Origin of the sequence: Streptomyces kebangsaanensis (genome assembly GCF_001906585.1) — a bacterium.
Taxonomy (GTDB): Bacteria; Actinomycetota; Actinomycetes; order Streptomycetales; family Streptomycetaceae; genus Streptomyces; species Streptomyces kebangsaanensis.
The window spans coordinates 1-16,599 of sequence record NZ_JUJA01000033.1 but is presented as its reverse complement, the minus strand read 5'-3'; the positions used below and the strand labels follow the sequence as shown (position 1 = coordinate 16,599).

The 16,599-nt window shown below is 73.7% G+C and carries 14 protein-coding genes and 2 pseudogenes; 4 read left to right on the top strand and 12 right to left on the bottom strand.

The features are described from left to right. Both RH94_RS42125 and RH94_RS03330 read right to left on the bottom strand, forming a co-directional pair. Positions 1–684 (bottom strand): DUF2510 domain-containing protein (locus RH94_RS42125; protein WP_143203949.1); only part of this gene is annotated, 684 nt, incomplete at its 3' end. 133 nt (positions 685–817) lie between these two features. Continuing rightward, positions 818–2,275: an FAD-binding oxidoreductase gene (locus tag RH94_RS03330; RefSeq protein ID WP_073946161.1), complete on the bottom strand. Its 1,458-nt coding sequence runs from the start codon at positions 2,273–2,275 to the stop codon at positions 818–820. A gap of 92 nt (positions 2,276–2,367) precedes the next feature. Between RH94_RS03330 and RH94_RS03325 the strand changes: the two are divergent. Beyond that, positions 2,368–3,826, top strand: a pseudogene (locus RH94_RS03325) (tetratricopeptide repeat protein). Between the two features lie 114 nt (positions 3,827–3,940). On the opposite strand, the gene hppD reads toward RH94_RS03325, so the two are convergent. Next, positions 3,941–5,089 (bottom strand): 4-hydroxyphenylpyruvate dioxygenase, encoded by a 1,149-nt coding sequence (gene hppD, locus RH94_RS03320; protein WP_073946160.1) that lies wholly within the window; start codon positions 5,087–5,089, stop codon positions 3,941–3,943. Positions 5,090–5,215: 126 nt separating this feature from the next. Between hppD and RH94_RS03315 the strand changes: the two genes are divergently transcribed. The 3 genes from RH94_RS03315 to RH94_RS03305 are packed head-to-tail and all read left to right on the top strand — an operon-like array spanning position 5,216 to position 6,530. Further along, positions 5,216–5,686: an Lrp/AsnC family transcriptional regulator gene (locus RH94_RS03315; RefSeq protein WP_073946159.1), complete on the top strand. Its 471-nt coding sequence runs from the start codon at positions 5,216–5,218 to the stop codon at positions 5,684–5,686. Positions 5,687–5,743: 57 nt separating this feature from the next. After that, positions 5,744–6,328, top strand: coding sequence for an ArsR/SmtB family transcription factor (locus tag RH94_RS03310; protein ID WP_073946158.1), 585 nt, complete (start codon positions 5,744–5,746; stop codon positions 6,326–6,328). Positions 6,329–6,341: 13 nt separating this feature from the next. Continuing rightward, on the top strand, positions 6,342–6,530 hold the full coding sequence (locus RH94_RS03305; protein WP_073946157.1) for a hypothetical protein: 189 nt from the start codon (positions 6,342–6,344) through the stop codon (positions 6,528–6,530). Here RH94_RS03305 and RH94_RS03300 read toward each other — a convergent pair. The 9 genes and pseudogenes from RH94_RS03300 to RH94_RS03260 form a co-directional block, all read right to left on the bottom strand. Then, a complete protein-coding gene (locus RH94_RS03300) occupies positions 6,527–7,318 on the bottom strand; it encodes a S16 family serine protease (protein ID WP_073946156.1) in 792 nt (263 codons plus the stop codon). The genes RH94_RS03305 and RH94_RS03300 overlap by 4 nt on opposite strands. Positions 7,319–7,378: 60 nt before the next feature. Then, positions 7,379–8,020: an IclR family transcriptional regulator gene (locus tag RH94_RS03295; RefSeq protein WP_073946155.1), complete on the bottom strand. Its 642-nt coding sequence runs from the start codon at positions 8,018–8,020 to the stop codon at positions 7,379–7,381. A 578-nt stretch (positions 8,021–8,598) separates the two neighbouring features. Beyond that, positions 8,599–10,395: a DEAD/DEAH box helicase gene (locus tag RH94_RS03290; protein ID WP_073946154.1), complete on the bottom strand. Its 1,797-nt coding sequence runs from the start codon at positions 10,393–10,395 to the stop codon at positions 8,599–8,601. A 118-nt stretch (positions 10,396–10,513) separates the two neighbouring features. Continuing rightward, positions 10,514–10,897 (bottom strand): type II toxin-antitoxin system death-on-curing family toxin, encoded by a 384-nt coding sequence (locus tag RH94_RS03285; protein WP_073946153.1) that lies wholly within the window; start codon positions 10,895–10,897, stop codon positions 10,514–10,516. Next, positions 10,898–11,095, bottom strand: a complete 198-nt coding sequence (locus tag RH94_RS03280) for an Arc family DNA-binding protein (RefSeq protein ID WP_073946286.1) — start codon at positions 11,093–11,095, stop codon at positions 10,898–10,900. Positions 11,096–11,141: 46 nt separating this feature from the next. Further along, positions 11,142–12,599, bottom strand: a complete 1,458-nt coding sequence (locus RH94_RS03275) for an MFS transporter (protein WP_073946152.1) — start codon at positions 12,597–12,599, stop codon at positions 11,142–11,144. Between the two features lie 114 nt (positions 12,600–12,713). Next, positions 12,714–13,145, bottom strand: a pseudogene (locus RH94_RS03270) (SUKH-4 family immunity protein); the annotation flags it as partial. 230 nt (positions 13,146–13,375) lie between these two features. After that, positions 13,376–15,682: a xanthine dehydrogenase family protein molybdopterin-binding subunit gene (locus RH94_RS03265; protein WP_073946151.1), complete on the bottom strand. Its 2,307-nt coding sequence runs from the start codon at positions 15,680–15,682 to the stop codon at positions 13,376–13,378. Next, positions 15,679–16,599: (2Fe-2S)-binding protein (locus RH94_RS03260; protein ID WP_143203946.1), on the bottom strand; the 921-nt coding region annotated here is incomplete at its 5' end. The genes RH94_RS03265 and RH94_RS03260, both read right to left, overlap by 4 nt.

Below are 16,599 nucleotides of genomic sequence, written 5' to 3'. Positions count from 1 at the left end.
CCCCGCCGGTGCACCGGCCGGCCCCTGCGCGGGGCCTCCTCCTGCCCGGCCCTGAACCCCGCTGCCCGCCTGGCCCTGCGCCGCTGCCGCGCGCTCGGCGGCGGCCTTCCCGGCGCCGAAGCCGGGACCGCCGGCAGCGGAACCCCCGCCGGACGCGGACGGGCCCTGGGCCGGGAAGGCCCTCGGCGGTACCGGGCGGAAGGTCATCGTGCCCTCGTCGACAGGGGCGCCCGGGCCCGGGATGCCGGGGGCGTCGCCCGGCGTCTCCGGGGTGCCGGCCTCCGCCGCGTGGGGGACCCTCGGGTCGGCACCCCAGGAGACGCGGTGGTCCTGGTCGCCGCCGAAGCCGGACTGCCGGGAGCGGTCGGCGCCCCACGCCGACGCCGGTTCGGGCCGGCCGCCGCGCCGGGCCTCCGCCGGGCCGGGCCCGGGGTCGGGGTCGGGGCCGAGGGCGGGGTCGTCCTCGTCGAAGAAGTGGGGGCCCGTCTCCTCCACCGCTGGGGCCGGCGCGGGACGCGCGCCGGGCGGCGGGCCGAGCGGCTCGCCGTCGGCCGGTGCCGGCCGGCTGGTGCCCGGCACCCAGGCGGAGCCGTTCCAGTACCGGACGTATCCAGGAATGGACGGGTCCGGGTAGTACCCCTCGCGGGGTCTGTCCTCACCGGGTTCCGGGGTTGGGGCGCTCATGTCCGTCGTCCCGTATCTACTCGGGGGTCGTGTTGGGGGCTCCACATCTATCAGACCGGGGCACCCGCCACCGCCGGTCCGGCCGGACCCACTCCTTTCCGGGCAACTTCGTACATGTGGTTCACACCCGTGATCAGAACAGTTTGCCGGGGTTGAGGATGCCCAGCGGGTCGAAGACCTGTTTGATCGCCCGCTGCATCTCGACCCCCACCGGGCCGATCTCCCGCGCCAGCCACTCCTTCTTCAGCACGCCCACACCGTGCTCCCCCGTGATCGTGCCGCCGAGCCGGAGGCCGAGGGCCATGATCTCGTCGAAGGACTCACGGGCGCGCCGCGACTCGTCGGGGTCGCGGGCGTCGAAGCAGACGGTCGGGTGCGTGTTGCCGTCGCCGGCGTGCGCGCAGACCCCGATGGTGAGCTGGTACTTCTCGGCGATCCGTTCGATGCCCTCGAGCATCTCGCCGAGCCGGGACCGCGGCACGCACACGTCGTCGATCATCGTCGTGCCCTTGACCGCCTCCAGCGCGATCAGCGACAGCCGCCGCGCCTGCAGCAGCATCTCGGACTCGGCGGCGTCGTCGGCGGGCACGACCTGGGTGGCGCCCGCCGCCTCGCACAGCGCGCCGACCGCGGCGAGGTCGGCGGCGGGGTCCGGGGTGTCGAAGGCGGCCAGCAGCAGCGCCTCGGTGGTCTCCGGCAGGCCCATGTGCGCGAGGTCGTTGACGGCCTTGACCGTCGTACGGTCCATGAGCTCCAGCAGGGACGGCACATGGCCTCCCGCCCGTCGCCCACCACCACCCTTCTGCGGAAGCGCTTCGCGCCCTTCTGTTTTCATGATCCGGCACACCGCGTCGCAGGCGGCGGCCGCGGAGGCGAACTCGGCGGCCAGCACCAGCTGCTGCGGCGGCCGCGGCTTGAGCGCCAGGACGGCCCGTACGACGATGCCGAGCGAGCCCTCGGAGCCGACGATCAGGCGGGTCAGGTCGTATCCGGCTACGCCCTTGGCGGTGCGGCGGCCGGTGGACATCAGCCGTCCGTCGGCCAGCACCACGTCCAGGCCGAGCACGTACTCGGCGGTGACCCCGTACTTCACGCAGCACAGGCCGCCGGAGGCGGTGCCGATGTTGCCGCCGATGGTGCACGTCTCCCAGCTGGAGGGGTCCGGCGGGTAGCACAGGCCGTGCTCGTCCACCGCGCGGGACAGCGCGGCGTTGACGACGCCCGGCTCGACGACCGCGATCCGGTCGACCGGGTTGATCTCCAGGATGCGGTCCATCCTGGTCAGGGACAGCACGATGCAGCCCTCGGAGGCGTTGGCCGCGCCGGACAGGCCGGTGCGGGCGCCCTGCGGGACCACGGGGACGCGCAGCTCGGTGGCGACGCGCATGACGTGCTGCACCTCTTCCACCGTGCGCGGCAGGACGACCACGGCCGGGACGCCGGACGGGCAGAAGCTCGCCATGTCGTTGGCGTAGGAGGCCGTGACGTCGGAATCGATGAGGACCGCCTCGGCCGGCAGACCCGCGAGGAGCCGGTCGGTGAGGTTGCCCTGGACTTCTTCGGGGGCGGCTTGAATACGGCTCATGATCACAGCGTCGCACTCGCGGCCATCGGTGTGAACCCGTCGGCCGCATCCCTCCGCCTCCCGGGTGGCGATAGTCGTATTGACGCACAGTGTGCGCCATGGAGAACCCACTGCAGAGCCCGGCCGCGTCGCCGTCGCCCGAGCCGCGTCGCCGCTCCCGCCTGCTGCGCCGGGTGCTCCTCGCCCTGGTCCTGCTGGCCGGCGCGCTGGGCGCGGCGCTGCTGTCGCTGCCGGCCCCGCGGCCGGTGACGAGGGCGCCCGCGCCGGCGCCCGCACCGGCGCCCGGTCCGGCGCCCCGGGCGATGGCGCTGACCGCGGTGAGCACCGGGGTGCCGGCTTCGCTGCCCGGCCTGGCGGCACTGATCGCCGAGCGGGAGCGGCATCTGCGGGCGCAGCCGCGGGACGCGCGGGCGTGGGCGGTGCTCGGGGCCGCCTACGTCGAACAGGGGCGGCGCACGGCCGACGCGGCGAACTGTCCGAAGGCCGAGGACGCGCTGCGCACCTCGCTGCGGCTGCGCCCGGAGGAGAACCCTCGGGCCCTGGAGGGGCTGGCGGCGCCGGCGAACGAGCGGCGGGACTTCTCCGCGGCCCGCTCCCGGGGCGAGGAGGCGCTGGACCTGGAGCCCAGGCGGTGGACGACGTATCCGCTGTTGATCGACGCCTACGCCGGGCTCGGCGACCACGAGGCCGCGCAGCGCACCCTGGACGAACTGCTGAAGCTGCACCGCTCCCCCGCCGTGCGGGCCAAGGCGGCGGCCGTCCACTGGGACCGGGGCCGGTGTGAGGACGCGGCGGCCCAGCTGTCGGACGCGGTGGCCTCGGCGACCTCGCCCGCCGAGCAGGCCGCGTACCTGGAGCAGCCCGGCCGGATCGCGTTCGAGCGCGGGGACCGCGAGGAGGCGCTGCGCCACTTCGACGAGGCGCTGCGGCTCGATCCCGGCCGGCGGGCGGCGATGGCCGGGCGGGGGCGGACGCTGGCCGCACTGGGCCGGACGGCGGAGGCGCTGACGGCGTACCAGCAGGCGCTGGCCGAGCAACCGGATCCCGAACACGCCTTGTAGCTGGGCGAGTTGTACCAGTCACTGGGGATGGAGCAGGAGGCCGGCCCGCAGTACGGCCTGCTGCGGGCACGGGTACGGCAGGGCGCGGCGGCCGGGGTCGACGACGAGCTGGTGCCGGGGCGGTTCGAGGCGGACCACGGCGACGCCCGGTCGGCGGTGCGACGGCTGCGCGAGGAGTGGCGGCGGCAGCCAGGGACGGCGGTAACCCACGCCCTGGGGTGGGCGCTGCACCGGGGAGGGCAGGACGAGGAGGCGCTGGACTTCGCCCTGGAGGCCACGGAGGCGGCCAGGGGCGGCGGGGTGCGCAACGCGCTGTACGCCTACCACCGGGGGATGATCGAGCAGAGCCTGGGGCTGCCCGGCCCGGCGGCATCTGGAGAAGGCGCTGCGGACCAACCCGTACTTCTCCCCGCCGGCCGTGCCGCAGGCGCGGGCGGCGCCGGCGGCACTGGGCGGGCCGCCGGGGACGGAGGCGCCGGGGGACGTCACCGGATAGCGGCGCCGGTGGGCGCCGCTGCCGGCGGTGACGGCGGTGACGGCGGTGACGGCGGCCCGCCCGCCGCGCGGGTGGCGCGGCGGGCGGGTCCACCGGTGTGTGCGGGCTCCGGGCTCACAGGTTGCCGCGGCGCTCCTGCTCGCGCTCGATCGCCTCGAACAGGGCCTTGAAGTTGCCCTTGCCGAAGCCCATCGAGCCGTGCCGCTCGATGAGTTCGAAGAACACGGTCGGGCGGTCCTGGACCGGCTTGGTGAAGATCTGCAGCAGGTAGCCGTCCTCGTCGCGGTCGGCGAGGATCTTCAGCTCGCGCAGGGTCTCGACGGGCACGCGGGTGTCGCCGACCCACTCGCCGAGGGTGTCGTAGTACGAGTCCGGGGTGTCGAGGAACTGGACACCGGCCGCCCGCATCTGACGGACCGTCTGCACGATGTCGTTGGTGTTCAGCGCGATGTGCTGGACGCCGGCGCCGCCGTAGAACTCCAGGTACTCGTCGATCTGGGACTTCTTCTTGGCGATCGCGGGCTCGTTGATCGGGAACTTGACCTTCAGCGTGCCGTCGGCCACGACCTTCGACATCAGCGCGCTGTACTCGGTGGCGATGTCGTCGCCCACGAACTCCTTCATGTTCGTGAAGCCCATGACCTTGTTGTAGAACTCCACCCACTCGTTCATCCGGCCGAGTTCGACGTTGCCGACGCAGTGGTCGACGGCCTGGAACATGCGCTGGGCGGGCGGCTCGACGACGGGCTTCGCGGCCACGTAGCCGGGCAGGTACGGGCCGTCGTAGCCGGTCCGCTCGACCAGGGTGTGGCGGGTCTCGCCGTAGGTGGCGATCGCCGCGAGGACGACGGTGCCGTGCTCGTCCTTCACCTCGTACGGCTCCGCCACCGAGCGGGCGCCGTGCTCGACGGCGTAGGCGTACGCGGCGCGCACGTCCGGCACCTCGATGGCGAGGTCGACGACGCCGTCGCCGTGCTCGGCCACGTGCTGGGCGAGGAAGTGGCCCCAGGTGGTGACGGGCTTGATCACCGAGGTGAACACGAACCGGGCGGAGCCGCTCTCCAGGACGTAAGCGGCGGTCTCGCGGCTGCCGTTCTCCGGTCCGGAGTAGGCGACCAGCTTCATGCCGAAGGCGGTGGAGTAGTAGTGCGCCGCCTGCTTGGCGTTGCCCACGGCGAAGACGACCGCGTCCATTCCCTTGACCGGGAAGGGGTCGGCCTGCCGGGCGGTCTCGTCGGGAGTGTGGTGTGTGGTCTGCGTCATGGCGGAAGGTTCACCCGGTCTCGCAAGGTGCGCAATAGTTCGCGCATTCACTGGGCAATATGACCAGCGAGAGCGGCGCATCTGCGGGCTTTCTGTACAGGATGACCACCCCGGGAGGCGGAACGCATGGCGATCGATCATCTGGACGGCCGCATCATCGTGCTGCTGGCGCGCGAGCCGCGCGTCGGCGTGCTGGAGATGTCGCGGCGGCTGGGGGTGGCACGGGGAACGGTCCAGGCGCGGCTGGACCGCCTGCAGTCGGGCGGGGTGATCCGCGGCTTCGGCCCGGAGGTGGACCCGGCGGCGCTCGGCTACCCGGTGACGGCGTTCGCGACGCTGGAGATCCGGCAGGGGCAGGGGACGGACGTACGGGCGCACCTGGCGGCCGTGCCGGAGGTGCTGGAACTGCACACCACCACCGGGTCGGGCGACATGCTGTGCCGGCTGGTCGCCCGCTCGAACGCCGATCTGCAGCGGGTGATCGACCGGGTGGTGGGCTTCGAGGGGATCGTGCGCGCCTCGACGGCGATCGTGATGGAGAACCCGGTGCCGCTGCGGGTCATTCCACTGGTGGAGCAGGCGGCGGGAGAGGAGTGAGGGCAGGTTCCAAAGAACACGTTGCAAAGCCTTCTTTGCAACACTATCTTTGTACGCATGAACGAGCCCCGGGACCACCAGGTCCGCCCTCTCGACGCCCGCTCACTGAGGGGGCTCGCCCATCCCCTGCGCATGCAACTGCTCACCGCACTGCGGCGCGGCGGGCCGGCCACCGCGTCCCAACTGGCCGCGAAACTGGGCGAGTCCAGCGGCGCCACCAGTTACCACCTGCGCCAGCTCGCCGCGCACGGCTTCGTCGAGGACGCACCCGAACACGGCAAGGGGCGGGAGCGCTGGTGGCGGGCGGCCCACGGGGGCGTGAGCCTCGACGGGACGCTGCTGAAGGACCCCGACCCCGAAGTGCGCGGCGCCGCCGACCTGTTCCTGCACGAGCTCGCGAACCAGCGCACCCAGGAGCTGGCGACCTGGCTCGGTACGAGGAGCGACTGGTCCGAGGCATGGACCCGCGCCTCGGACCTGAGCGACTGGACGCTGCGCCTCACGCCCGAACTCGCCCGCGAACTGGGCGAGAAGATGCACGAGCTCGTGGAGAGCTACCGCGCCCTGGCCCCCGCCGACGGCACCCCGGACACCGAGCGGGTACGCGTCCACACGCACGTCTTCCCCACCCACACGGACTGAGAGGCCCCGCCCGATGCTCCCCGAGACCCATCTCGTCCTGCACCACACCCACGCCGCCGAACTCCGTACCCGGGCCACCGCCCACCGCCTCGCGACCGCGGCCACACCTCCCCGCGATCTCCGCGTCCGCCTGGGCTGGACCCTCGTGGAAGTCGGCCTCCGCCTCGCCACGGCCGCCCCGAAGCCGGTGGCCGCGGTCTAGCAGCTGGGGACGGAGCCCTTCCCCTTCTCCAGGGCCACCAGGGCGTCGACGGCGCCCTTCAGGGTGGTCACCGGGACCAGGCGCAGCCCCTTCGGCAGCTCGGACCTGGCCCCGGCACACTCGGCCTTCGGGACCAGGAAGACCGTGGCGCCGTCCCGGCGGGCGGCCTGGGTCTTCAGGCCCACGCCGCCGACCGCGCCGACCTTGCCGTCGGCGGTGATGGTTCCCGTGCCGGCGATCGTCCGGCCGCCCGTGAGGTCGCCGCCGCTGCCGTCGCCGTCGAGCTTGTCGACGATGCCGAGGGAGAACAGCAGGCCCGCGCTGGGTCCGCCGACGTCGGCGAGCCTCAGCGTCACCTTGACGTTCTTGTCGTCGACGCCGAGGTACTTCAGGGCCGCCTGGGCGGCCGCGTCCTGGGACTGCCGCATCTGCTCGGCGTTGTGCCGCTCGATCTCCTTGACGCTGTTGCCGCTCGGGTAGACCGCGTCGCGCGGCATGACCGCCCGGTCGGTGGCGAACCAGCCGTCGATCACGTCCCCCAGCGAGACGTTCGCGTCCGGGCCGGTCGCCTCGATGGTCGTCATCCGCAACTGCCCGCTCGTTTCGCGGATGGGGGCGCCGGAGACGGTGATGACCTGGGTGCCCTTGTTCTCGCCGAGCACGTTCGCCGTCATGCCCGGCTGCGCCACCGAGAACGGCAGCGGCACGAACACCGCGGCGGCGATCAGAGCCACGACGGGCAGCGCGCAGACGGTGAGGGCCTGGGGGCGTGAGAGGCGAGGGAGCACGGGATCAATCTAACGCGCCGCAGCCACGCCCACCTCGCCCGGTGCGGCTCGGCGGCTGTGCTAGCGCAGCGCCTCCGCGACCTCGCGCGCCGCGTCCATCACCCGCGGCCCCACCCGCTCCGGTACGGAGTCCGCCAGCATGACGACCCCGACGCTGCCCTCGAGGCCCGTCACGCCGAGCAGCGGGGCCGCCGCCCCGCAGGCGCCCGCCTCCAGCTCGCCGTGGGTCAGGATGCAGCCGGGATCCGCCGCCGGCCGCCGCCGGGCCGCGAGGATCGCCTTGCCCGCCGCGCCCCGCTCCAGGGGGTGCCGGAACCCGGCCCGGTAGGCCACGTGGTAGTCCGTCCAGGTCGGCTCGACCACGGCGACGGCCAGCGCCTCCCCACCGTCCACCAGCGTCAGGTGCGCGGTCGCCCCGATGTCCTCCGCGAGTGAGCGCAGCGCCGGCAGCGCGGCCTCCCGCACCAGCGGATGCACCTGGCGGCCCAGCCGCAGCACCCCGAGCCCGACCCGGGCGCGGCCGCCGAGATCACGGCGTACCAGCGCGTGCTGTTCCAGGGTGGCGAGCAGTCGGTACACCACGGTCCGGTTGACGCCCAGTTTCTGGGACAGCTCGGTGACGGTCAGCCCGTGGTCCGTGTCGGCCAGCAGCTTGAGGACCCTGAGGCCGCGGTCGAGCGTCTGAGAGGTCTCCGCGGTCACGACGCCCACTCCTTAAGTGGTGAGGTCGGCGGACCCCTTCGCGTCGGATGCGTCACCGAGTCCCGTCAGTGACGCGACAGAGGCCGCCGATCGGCCGACGGTCCGGGTCGTCCCGGACTGAAGTCGCTTCACGGCTGCGCTCCGCGGCGGCGCTGCCACGGGGCGTGTGCGTAGCGGGACATTAGCGAAGCCGGTTCGCTGAGCGGAAGCCTCCGTCCAGAATCCGGTCACCGGTCGTCACGGACTACTCACGTTTGTCCGGATACGCCCACCGAACCGACCCGGCGACGGAACCCTGAAGGCACGGGGGCGAAGCCCGGGGGTGCGGGGGCGCAGCCCCGCCGGGGCCCGGGGCGGAGCCCCAGGGGGTGCGGGGGGCGCAGCCCCCGCCGGGATCCGGGGCGGAGCCCCAGGGGGTGCGGGGGGCGCAGCCCCCGCCGGGATCCGGGGCGGAGCCCCAGGGGGTGCGGGGGGCGCAGCCCCCGCCGGGATCCGGGGCGGAGCCCCGGGGGACGGTCCCCCCTCGACCCACCGAGACGGGCGGGCGGGTGGGAAAGCCCCCCACCCCCAGCGGAGCGTCACCGCATCCGCGTAGCCCACTCCTGCACCTTGGCGATCCGCTGCCGCAACTGCCCCGCCGTCGCCTCCGCGCTGGGCGGACCACCGCACACACGGCGCAGTTCGTTGTGGATCACCCCGTGCGGCTTGCCGCTCTGGTGGACGTACGCGCCGACCATCGTGTTGAGCTGCCGGCGCAGCTCCATCAGCTCCTTGTGCGTGACCACCGGCCGCCGGTCGGCGGGCAGTTCGAGCAGATCGGCCTCCTCGGCCGGCCTCCTGCGGCTGTGCGCGATCTGCCGGGCCTGCCGCTTCTGCAGCAGCATCTGCACCTGCTCGGGCTCCAGCAGCCCCGGAATGCCGAGGTAGTCCTGCTCCTCCTCGCTGCCCGGGTGGGCCTGCATGCCGAACTCGGCGCCGTCGTAGAGGACCCGGTCGAAGACGGCGTCGGACTCCAGCGCCTCGAAGGGCAGCATGTCCTGCTCGCCCGTGTCCTCGTCCTGCTCCCGGTTCGCCTCCTCCATCTCCTTCTCGGACTCGGCGTACGGGTCGTCCTCGCCGCCCTTCTTCGGCCTGTCGAGGGCGTGGTCGCGCTCGACCTCCATCTCGTTGGCGAAGGTGAGCAGGTCCGGGACGGTCGGCAGGAAGACGGAGGCGGTCTCGCCGCGCCGCCGGGACCGTACGAAACGGCCGACGGCCTGGGCGAAGAACAGCGGCGTGGAGATGGTGGTGGCGTACACCCCGACCGCGAGGCGGGGCACGTCGACGCCCTCGGACACCATGCGGACGGCCACCATCCAGCGGTCCTCGTTGTCGCTGAACTCGTCGATCCGCTTCGAGGCGCCGGCGTCGTCGGAGAGGACGAGCGTCGCGCTGTTGCCGGTGATCTCGCGGATCAGCTTGGCGTAGGCGCGGGCGGAGTCCTGGTCGGAGGCGATGACCAGGGCGCCGGCGTCCGGGATGGCCTTGCGGACCTCGGTCAGCCGCTGGTCCGCGGCGCGCAGCACGGCCGGCATCCACTCGCCGCGCGGGTCGAGCGCGGTGCGCCAGGCCTGGCTGATCGCGTCCTTGGTCATCGGCTCGCCCAGCCTGGCCGCGACCTCGTCGCCGGCCTTGGTGCGCCAGCGCATGTTGCCGCTGTAGGAGAGGAAGATGACGGGGCGGACGACGTTGTCGGCGAGGGCGGAGCCGTAGCCGTAGGTGTAGTCGGCGGCCGAACGCCGGATGCCGGCCGCGTCCTCCTCGTACGTCACGAAGGGGATGGGGTTGGTGTCGGACCGGAACGGCGTACCGGTGAGCGCGAGCCGCCGGGTGGCCGGCTCGAACGCCTCCAGGCAGGCCTCGCCCCAGGACTTGCTGTCGCCGGCGTGGTGGATCTCGTCGAGGATGACGAGGGTCTTGCGCTGCTCGACGCGGTTGCGGTGCAGCATGGGGCGGACGCCGACGCCCGCGTACGTCACGGCGACCCCGTGGTACTCCCTGCCGAGCGGGCCCGCGCTGTACTCCGGGTCCAGCCTGATCCCGATCCGCGCGGCCGCCTCCGCCCACTGCTTCTTCAGGTGCTCGGTCGGCGCGACCACGGTGACCTGCTGGACGACGTGGTGGTGCAGCAGCCAGGAGGCGAGCGTCAGCGCGAAGGTCGTCTTTCCGGCACCGGGGGTGGCCACCGCGAGGAAGTCGCGTGGCTGCTCCTGGACGTACTTGTCCATCGCGGCCTGCTGCCAGGCACGCAGCTTGCTGGCGGTGCCCCAGGGGGCACGCCCCGGGAAGGCGGGCGAGAGGTGGTGGGAAGAGGAGGCGGCGGCGGTGATGGTCACGGTCTCCAGTTCGCTGTGCTCGGGTGCTCGGCTACGTACGACAACCGGGCCACCTTATCGGCGGCCCGGCTGTGCCAACGTGCCGACGGCACGGCGTCCCCCGGGGATGGGACTGAGGTCACATCGACTCGTGCAGTTCCCTCAGACGCCGGGCGATCAGGCCCACATCTTCCAGACCCCCGGCCGCCGCCTCGACGACCAGCTTGTACGCCTCGTCCTGATCGACGTCGACCATTTCGGCCCCGTTGAAGTCGAGGAAGACCACGGTGCACATCCACGCGGTGCGCTTGTTGCCGTCGATCAAGGGATGGTTCACGGCGAGCGACTGCAACAGCGCCGCCGCTTTCTCGAACAGGTCCGTGTAGGCCTCGACGCCGAACATCTGCGACCGCGGCCGATGAAGGGCCGAGCTGAGCAGGCCCAGGTCGCGAACCGCGATCTCCTGCTCCCCGCACGCCAGCTCGGCCAGGTCCAGGGCCTCCTGGACCGTCAGGTACTTCATCTACTCCCCCAGCCGCCTCAGAAGGTCGGCGTGTTGCGCCGCGTATTTGGCCCCCAGGCGGCGAACCGTGGCCCGGTCCGCTTCCTGCTCCAGATACCGGTCGATGGCCTGAAGCACTATCGCGTGCATACTGCGCCCCTCCTCCTCCGCCCGCTGCTTGAGAGCTTCCTGCTGGTCGTCACGGAGACGAAGATTCATAGCCATACCAGAATGGTACCATTCTTGGGGTCATTGCGGTATCAATCTATACGCTACGCAACCGCCCCGTCACCCAGGTCCCCGCCAGCGCCACCGCCGCCATCGGCAGGAACACCGCCGCGAACGCCGCCGGGTGGGAGGTGGAGCCGGCCGTCGCCGTCGTGTGGGCGACCGTGCCGCCGCCCAGGGCGGCGAAGGCGGCGCCGCCCGCGGCGAGCAGGACGACGTTGGACAGGGCGTCGGAGATCTGCAGGGCCGCGGAGTTGGCGCCGGCCTCCTCGGGGGCGGACAGGCGCAGCAGCAGCACACTGGTGGAGGCGATGACCAGACCCATGCCGAAGCAGCCGAAGGCCCAGGCGACGGCGACCGTCCAGACGGGCACGGCGGCGATCAGCACGCTGGGCGCGGCGGCGATGGACGCGGCCACCAGCAGCATCCCGAGGGTCATCAGCCGCTCCCGGTGCGGCGCCATCCGCGGCCGCGACTGCACCCACGAGCCCAGCGCCCAGGTGACCCCGCCCGCCGCGAGGGAGAACCCGGCCAGCGTCGGGGACAGTCCCCGCTGGGTGACGAGCATCAGCGGTACGAAGGACTCGGCGGCGATGAAGGAGCCCGCCGCGACCCCGCGCAGCAGCACCACGGACGGCAGCCCGCGCGCCGCCCGGTACGTGCCGCGCGGCAGCAGCCCCAGCACGGCCGGCACCAGCAGCGCGGCCCCCGCCACTCCGGGCAGCAGCGACAGCCACCGCAGGTCCTGGGCCGCGTACTGCAGCAGCCCGGCGCCCAGGGAGATGCCGAGGGCGAGCCGGATGCGCCGCCGGTCGAAGGATGCCCGCTCCTCGCCGGGCTCCCCCACCGGGCCGCCCGCCCGCCGCCGTATCTGCGGCAGGGCGACCGCCAGCGGGAACACGACCAGCACCGGGACGCCGACGAACACCCAGCGCCAGCCGAGGTGCTCGGTCACCGCGCCCGAGGCGAGGGGGCCGACGATCGACGGGACCACCCAGGCCGCCGCGAACGCCGCCATGATCGACGGCCGCAGCCGCTCGGGGTAGGCCCGGCTGACGACGACGTACAGGGCGACGATCACCAGTCCGCCGCCGAGCCCCTGCACGGCCCGCCCCAGGATGAACACCCACATCGCGCCCGCCGTCCCGGCCAGCAGCAGCCCGGCCGCGAACGAGCCGATCCCCGCGGTCAGCGGCCCCAGCGGTCCCCGCCGGTCCGACCACTGCCCGGAGAGCACCATCCCGAACAGGGAGGTGGTGAAGAACCCCGAGAACGCGAACGCGTACAGCGACACCCCGTCCAGCTCGCGCGCCGCGACGGGCATGGCCGTGCCGACGGCCGTCGCCTCGAAGGCGATCAGCAGCACGACCGACACGATCCCGATGCTCAGCGACCGGTGGCTCCGGCTCAGCACGGTGTCGGCCGGCTCGTCACGCGGCCGGCTTCTGTCGGAGATGTCCGCGACGTCGGCGTCGCGCGGTTCCAGGGCACTCATGCCCGCCAGCGTAAGGTGCGCAGACACCTTTGGCCCCTGTCGGAAGTCTCCCGTGACCTGCGACCTCGGTCGTACGTCCGCCGTTCACGAACGGCGGGCGGGGCCCCCGAGAGCGCGGTGCAGCAGCCAGAGCATGAGGGTGAGGACGGAGACGTCCTTGGTGAGCGGGGACAGGGTGGCCCGGTCCTCGCTCCAGGTGCCGACCCTGCCCGTGGCGCCGTCGACCAGCAGGCTGTTGCCGTCCACGAGGCGGCCCAGGCGTATCAAGTGATCGGCGCGGGCGGGGAGTTCGCCGGGCCGGAACGCGTCGACGCACTCGTCGGCACGCTCGTCGGCGTAGAACTCGGTGAGGGTCGGCAGAGGTACGTCGGTGTCCAGCTGGAGGAGGACGCCGTCCTCGGGCAGGCCCGTGTCGCGCAGGAAGCGGCGGGTCGGCTCGTGGGTGAGGGTGGCGGGGAAGTCGACGTCCTCGAAGCGGGCGACGCGTCCCTGGCCGAACTCCTGGCGCAGCAGGCGGGTGGGCAGGTCCAGGGCCAGTCCGGATGCGGGCAGGGTGATCACCGCGGCGACGGTGTCGGTCGTGCTCATCGCTCCCCCGTGCGGATCGGTTCGGGTGCCGGGCGGGGCGCGCCTCGGCGTGCCGCCCCGGGCGGAGGCCTTGTCCCCACTGCCGGAAACACTACGCCGCACCACTGACAACGCCCCCGGGACGGAAGACGCCGGCGGGGCCGTAGGCGTTCCCTCCCGGCCCCGTCCGTTCCGTCCGGGTGTCCCGCCTACTGGTTCGTCACGACCGCCGCCTGGGGGCGGATCGGCAGGCGGTTGACGGGGCGGCCGGTGGCGGCGCGTACCGCGGAGGCGACGGCCGCCGGGGAGGTCACGACCGGTACCGCGCTGGCCGCCTTGGCGCCGAAGGGGGCGACGACGTCCCGTTCCTCGACCAGTTTCACGATCCGGATGTCGGGCGCGTCCAGGGCCGTGGGCAGGGCGTAGCCCGTGAGATCGGGGTGGCGGACCAGCCCGCGCGGGGTGCGCAGGTTCTCCGTGAGGGCGATGCCCACGCCCTGGGTGACGCCCCCCTCGATCCGGGCGGTCAGCTGGGCGGGGTTCAGGACCCGGCCGACGTCCTGCGCCACGGCCAGCTCCACCACCCGTACCGTGCCCATCTCGATGTCCACGTCCACCACCGCGCGGATCGCGCAGAAGGCGAGGCCCACGAACGCGTCGCCCTGGCCGGCCTCGTCCAGCGGTTCCGTGGGGTGCGGGCGGCACTGGGCCGTCGCCCACAGTTCCTTGCCGTCCAACGCCTCCGTCACGGTCGTGGACAGCACGCCGTCGTACGACGTGATCTTGCCGTCCGTGATCTGCAGCAGTTCCGTGGACATGCCGAACTTGTGCGCCAGCGGCTGCAGGAGCTGCGTGCGGACCATCTTCGCCGCGCGTTCCACCGCGCCGCCCGACACCCAGGTGTGGCGGCCGCGGCAGCCCGCGCCGGCCGGCGGCTGGTCGGTGTCGACCGGGGCCACGTGGACCTCGTCGACGCCGAGGGTCTCCTGGACGATCTGCCGGGCGAGCGTCGTGAAGCCCTGGCCGGTCTCCACCGCGGCGCACAGCACCGTCGCCACGCCCCCGTGGACCCTCACGGTCGCCGTGGAGACCTCGTCGGCGCCCTCCGCGCCGAGCATGTGCACCATGCCCAGGCCGTAGCCCACGCCCCGGCGCACCGCGCCCGGTTCGCCCGCGCCCTCCGGGCCGCCGGGCAGCAGCCACTCCTCCTCGGGGGTGTCCTTGGGCAGCGGGGGCAGGGGGTGGTCCCGTACGGCCTGGAGCAGTTCGGCGACCGGCGCCGGGCACGTCACCGTCTGGCCGGTCGGCAGGACGTCGCCCGTCGCCATGGCGTTGCGCAGGCGCACCTCCGCCGGGTCCAGCCCGAGCTTCTTGGCCAGCTTGTCCATCTGCGCCTCGTAGGCGGCGCACACCTGCATCGCGCCCTCGCCGCGGACATGGCCGGAGGGCGGGTTGTTGGTGCGCACCGCCCAGCCCTCGATGAAGGCGTTCGGCACGACGTAGGGGCCGCAGGCGAAGGCCACGGCGGCGGCCAGGGCGTCGGAGGAGGTGTCGGCGTACGCGCCCGCGTCCAGCAGGATCTGCGCCTCGACCTTCACCAGTCTGCCCTCGGCGTCGGCGTGGTGGCGGTAGCGCAGCAGCGTCGGGTGGCGGTGCGTGTGGCCCAGGAAGGACTCCTCGCGGGTCGCCGTCAGTTTCACCGGGCAGCCGGTGCGCAGCGCCAGCAGGCCGAGCGGCAGCTGGAAGCCCTGGTCCTCGCGGTCGGCCGTCGCGCCCGGCACACCGGTGACGACGATCTTCACGCGCTCGGGTTCCAGGCCGTAGCAGGCGGCGAGCGTGTCGCGGTCGGTGTGCGGGTCGGTGGAGGCCAGGTACAGCTCCACGCCGCCGTCGGGGCGGGGCACCGCGAGCCCGGCCTCGGCACCGATGGGGGCCGGGTCCTGGCGGCCGATGCGGTACAGGCCCTCGACGACGACCTCGCCGACCGCCTCCGGGTCGCCGTGGCGCAGCGGGATGTGCCGGATCAGGTTGCCGTCGGGGTGCAGCGGCTCGGCCTCGAAGGCCTGCTCGGGGTCGGTCACCGGGTCGAGCACCTCGTACTCGACGATGACGGCCGCGGCGGCCATCCGGGCGGTGTCCGGGTGGTCGGCGGCGACGGCCGCGATGGGCTCGCCGTGGTGGCGTACGGCCTCCGAGGCGAACACCGGGCGGTCGGCCGTGCCCCGCCCGTGCACCGGGCGGCCGGGGACGTCCTCGTGGGTGACGACGGCCCGCACTCCGGGCATCTCGCGCGCGTGGGTGGTGTCGATGGACACGATGCGCGCGTGCGGGTGCGGCGAGCGCAGCACGGCCGCCCACAGCAGGCCCTCGGCCCACAGGTCGGCCGCGTAGGGGAAGGTGCCCTCCGTCTTGGCGCGGGCGTCGGCGGCCGGCAGCGAGGAGCCGAGGCCGTGCGGCAGCGGCTCGGGCGCGGCAGCGGTCTCGGTGGCGGCAGCGGTGGCGGCTTCGTTGCTCACGCCTGGCCTCCGTCCTGGCCGTAGGGGTCGTGCGGTCGCGGGGACCCGAACGCCGAGGGGTGGACCCCTCCGTCGCCCGGTCCCGCCTGGTGCGGGATGCGCGGTTCGGCGGTGTCCGGCTCTCCGGCGTCCCGTTCGGCGTCGTCCGTCGCGGCGTGCGCCTCGCGTTCGGCGACGACCTCCTTGACGGCCTGCAGGACGCCCCGGTAGCCCGAGCAGCGGCACAGGTTGCCGCACAGGGCCTGGCGGGTCTCCCGCTCGGTCGGGTCCGGGTTGCCCTCCAGCAGGTCGTGCAGGGTCATCGCCATGCCGGGCACGCAGAAGCCGCACTGGACCGCGCCGCACCGGGCGAGCGCCCGCTGCACGTCGGAGGGCCGGCCGTCCACGGCCAGGCCCTCGACCGTACGGACCTCGCTGCCGGCCGCGGTGACCGCGGGCACCAGGCAGGAGGCGACCAGGCGTCCGTCGACCTGCACGTTGCAGGCGCCGCACTCGCCCTGCGAGCAGCCGTCCTTGGCGCCCGCGAGGCCGAGCCGCTCGCGCAGCACGTACAGCAGCGACTCGCCGACCCAGGCCTCGGTGACGGGCCGGTCGACGCCGTTGACGCGCAGCACGTACGAGGCGAGCGGGTGCTCGTCCTGCGGGGGCGCGGGGGGCGGGCCCTCGGCGGGCGCGGTGTCCCGGTGCGGGGTATCCGGGGCCGACGTGTCCTGGTGCGGGGCGTCCTGGCGCGCGGTGGCGGTGCCGGCGTCCGCGGCGGGCCCCTCGGGGCCCCGGGAGGACGGGCCGGTGTCCCCGGCCGCGTCGGGCCGCGCGGGCGGCTCGGCAGGGCCTTCGGCTGCCCCTGCGGCAGCCCCGTCGGCCTCGGCGGCCCCGGGTCCGGGCGGGGTCCGGGTGTCGTGTCCGGGTGCGGCGGG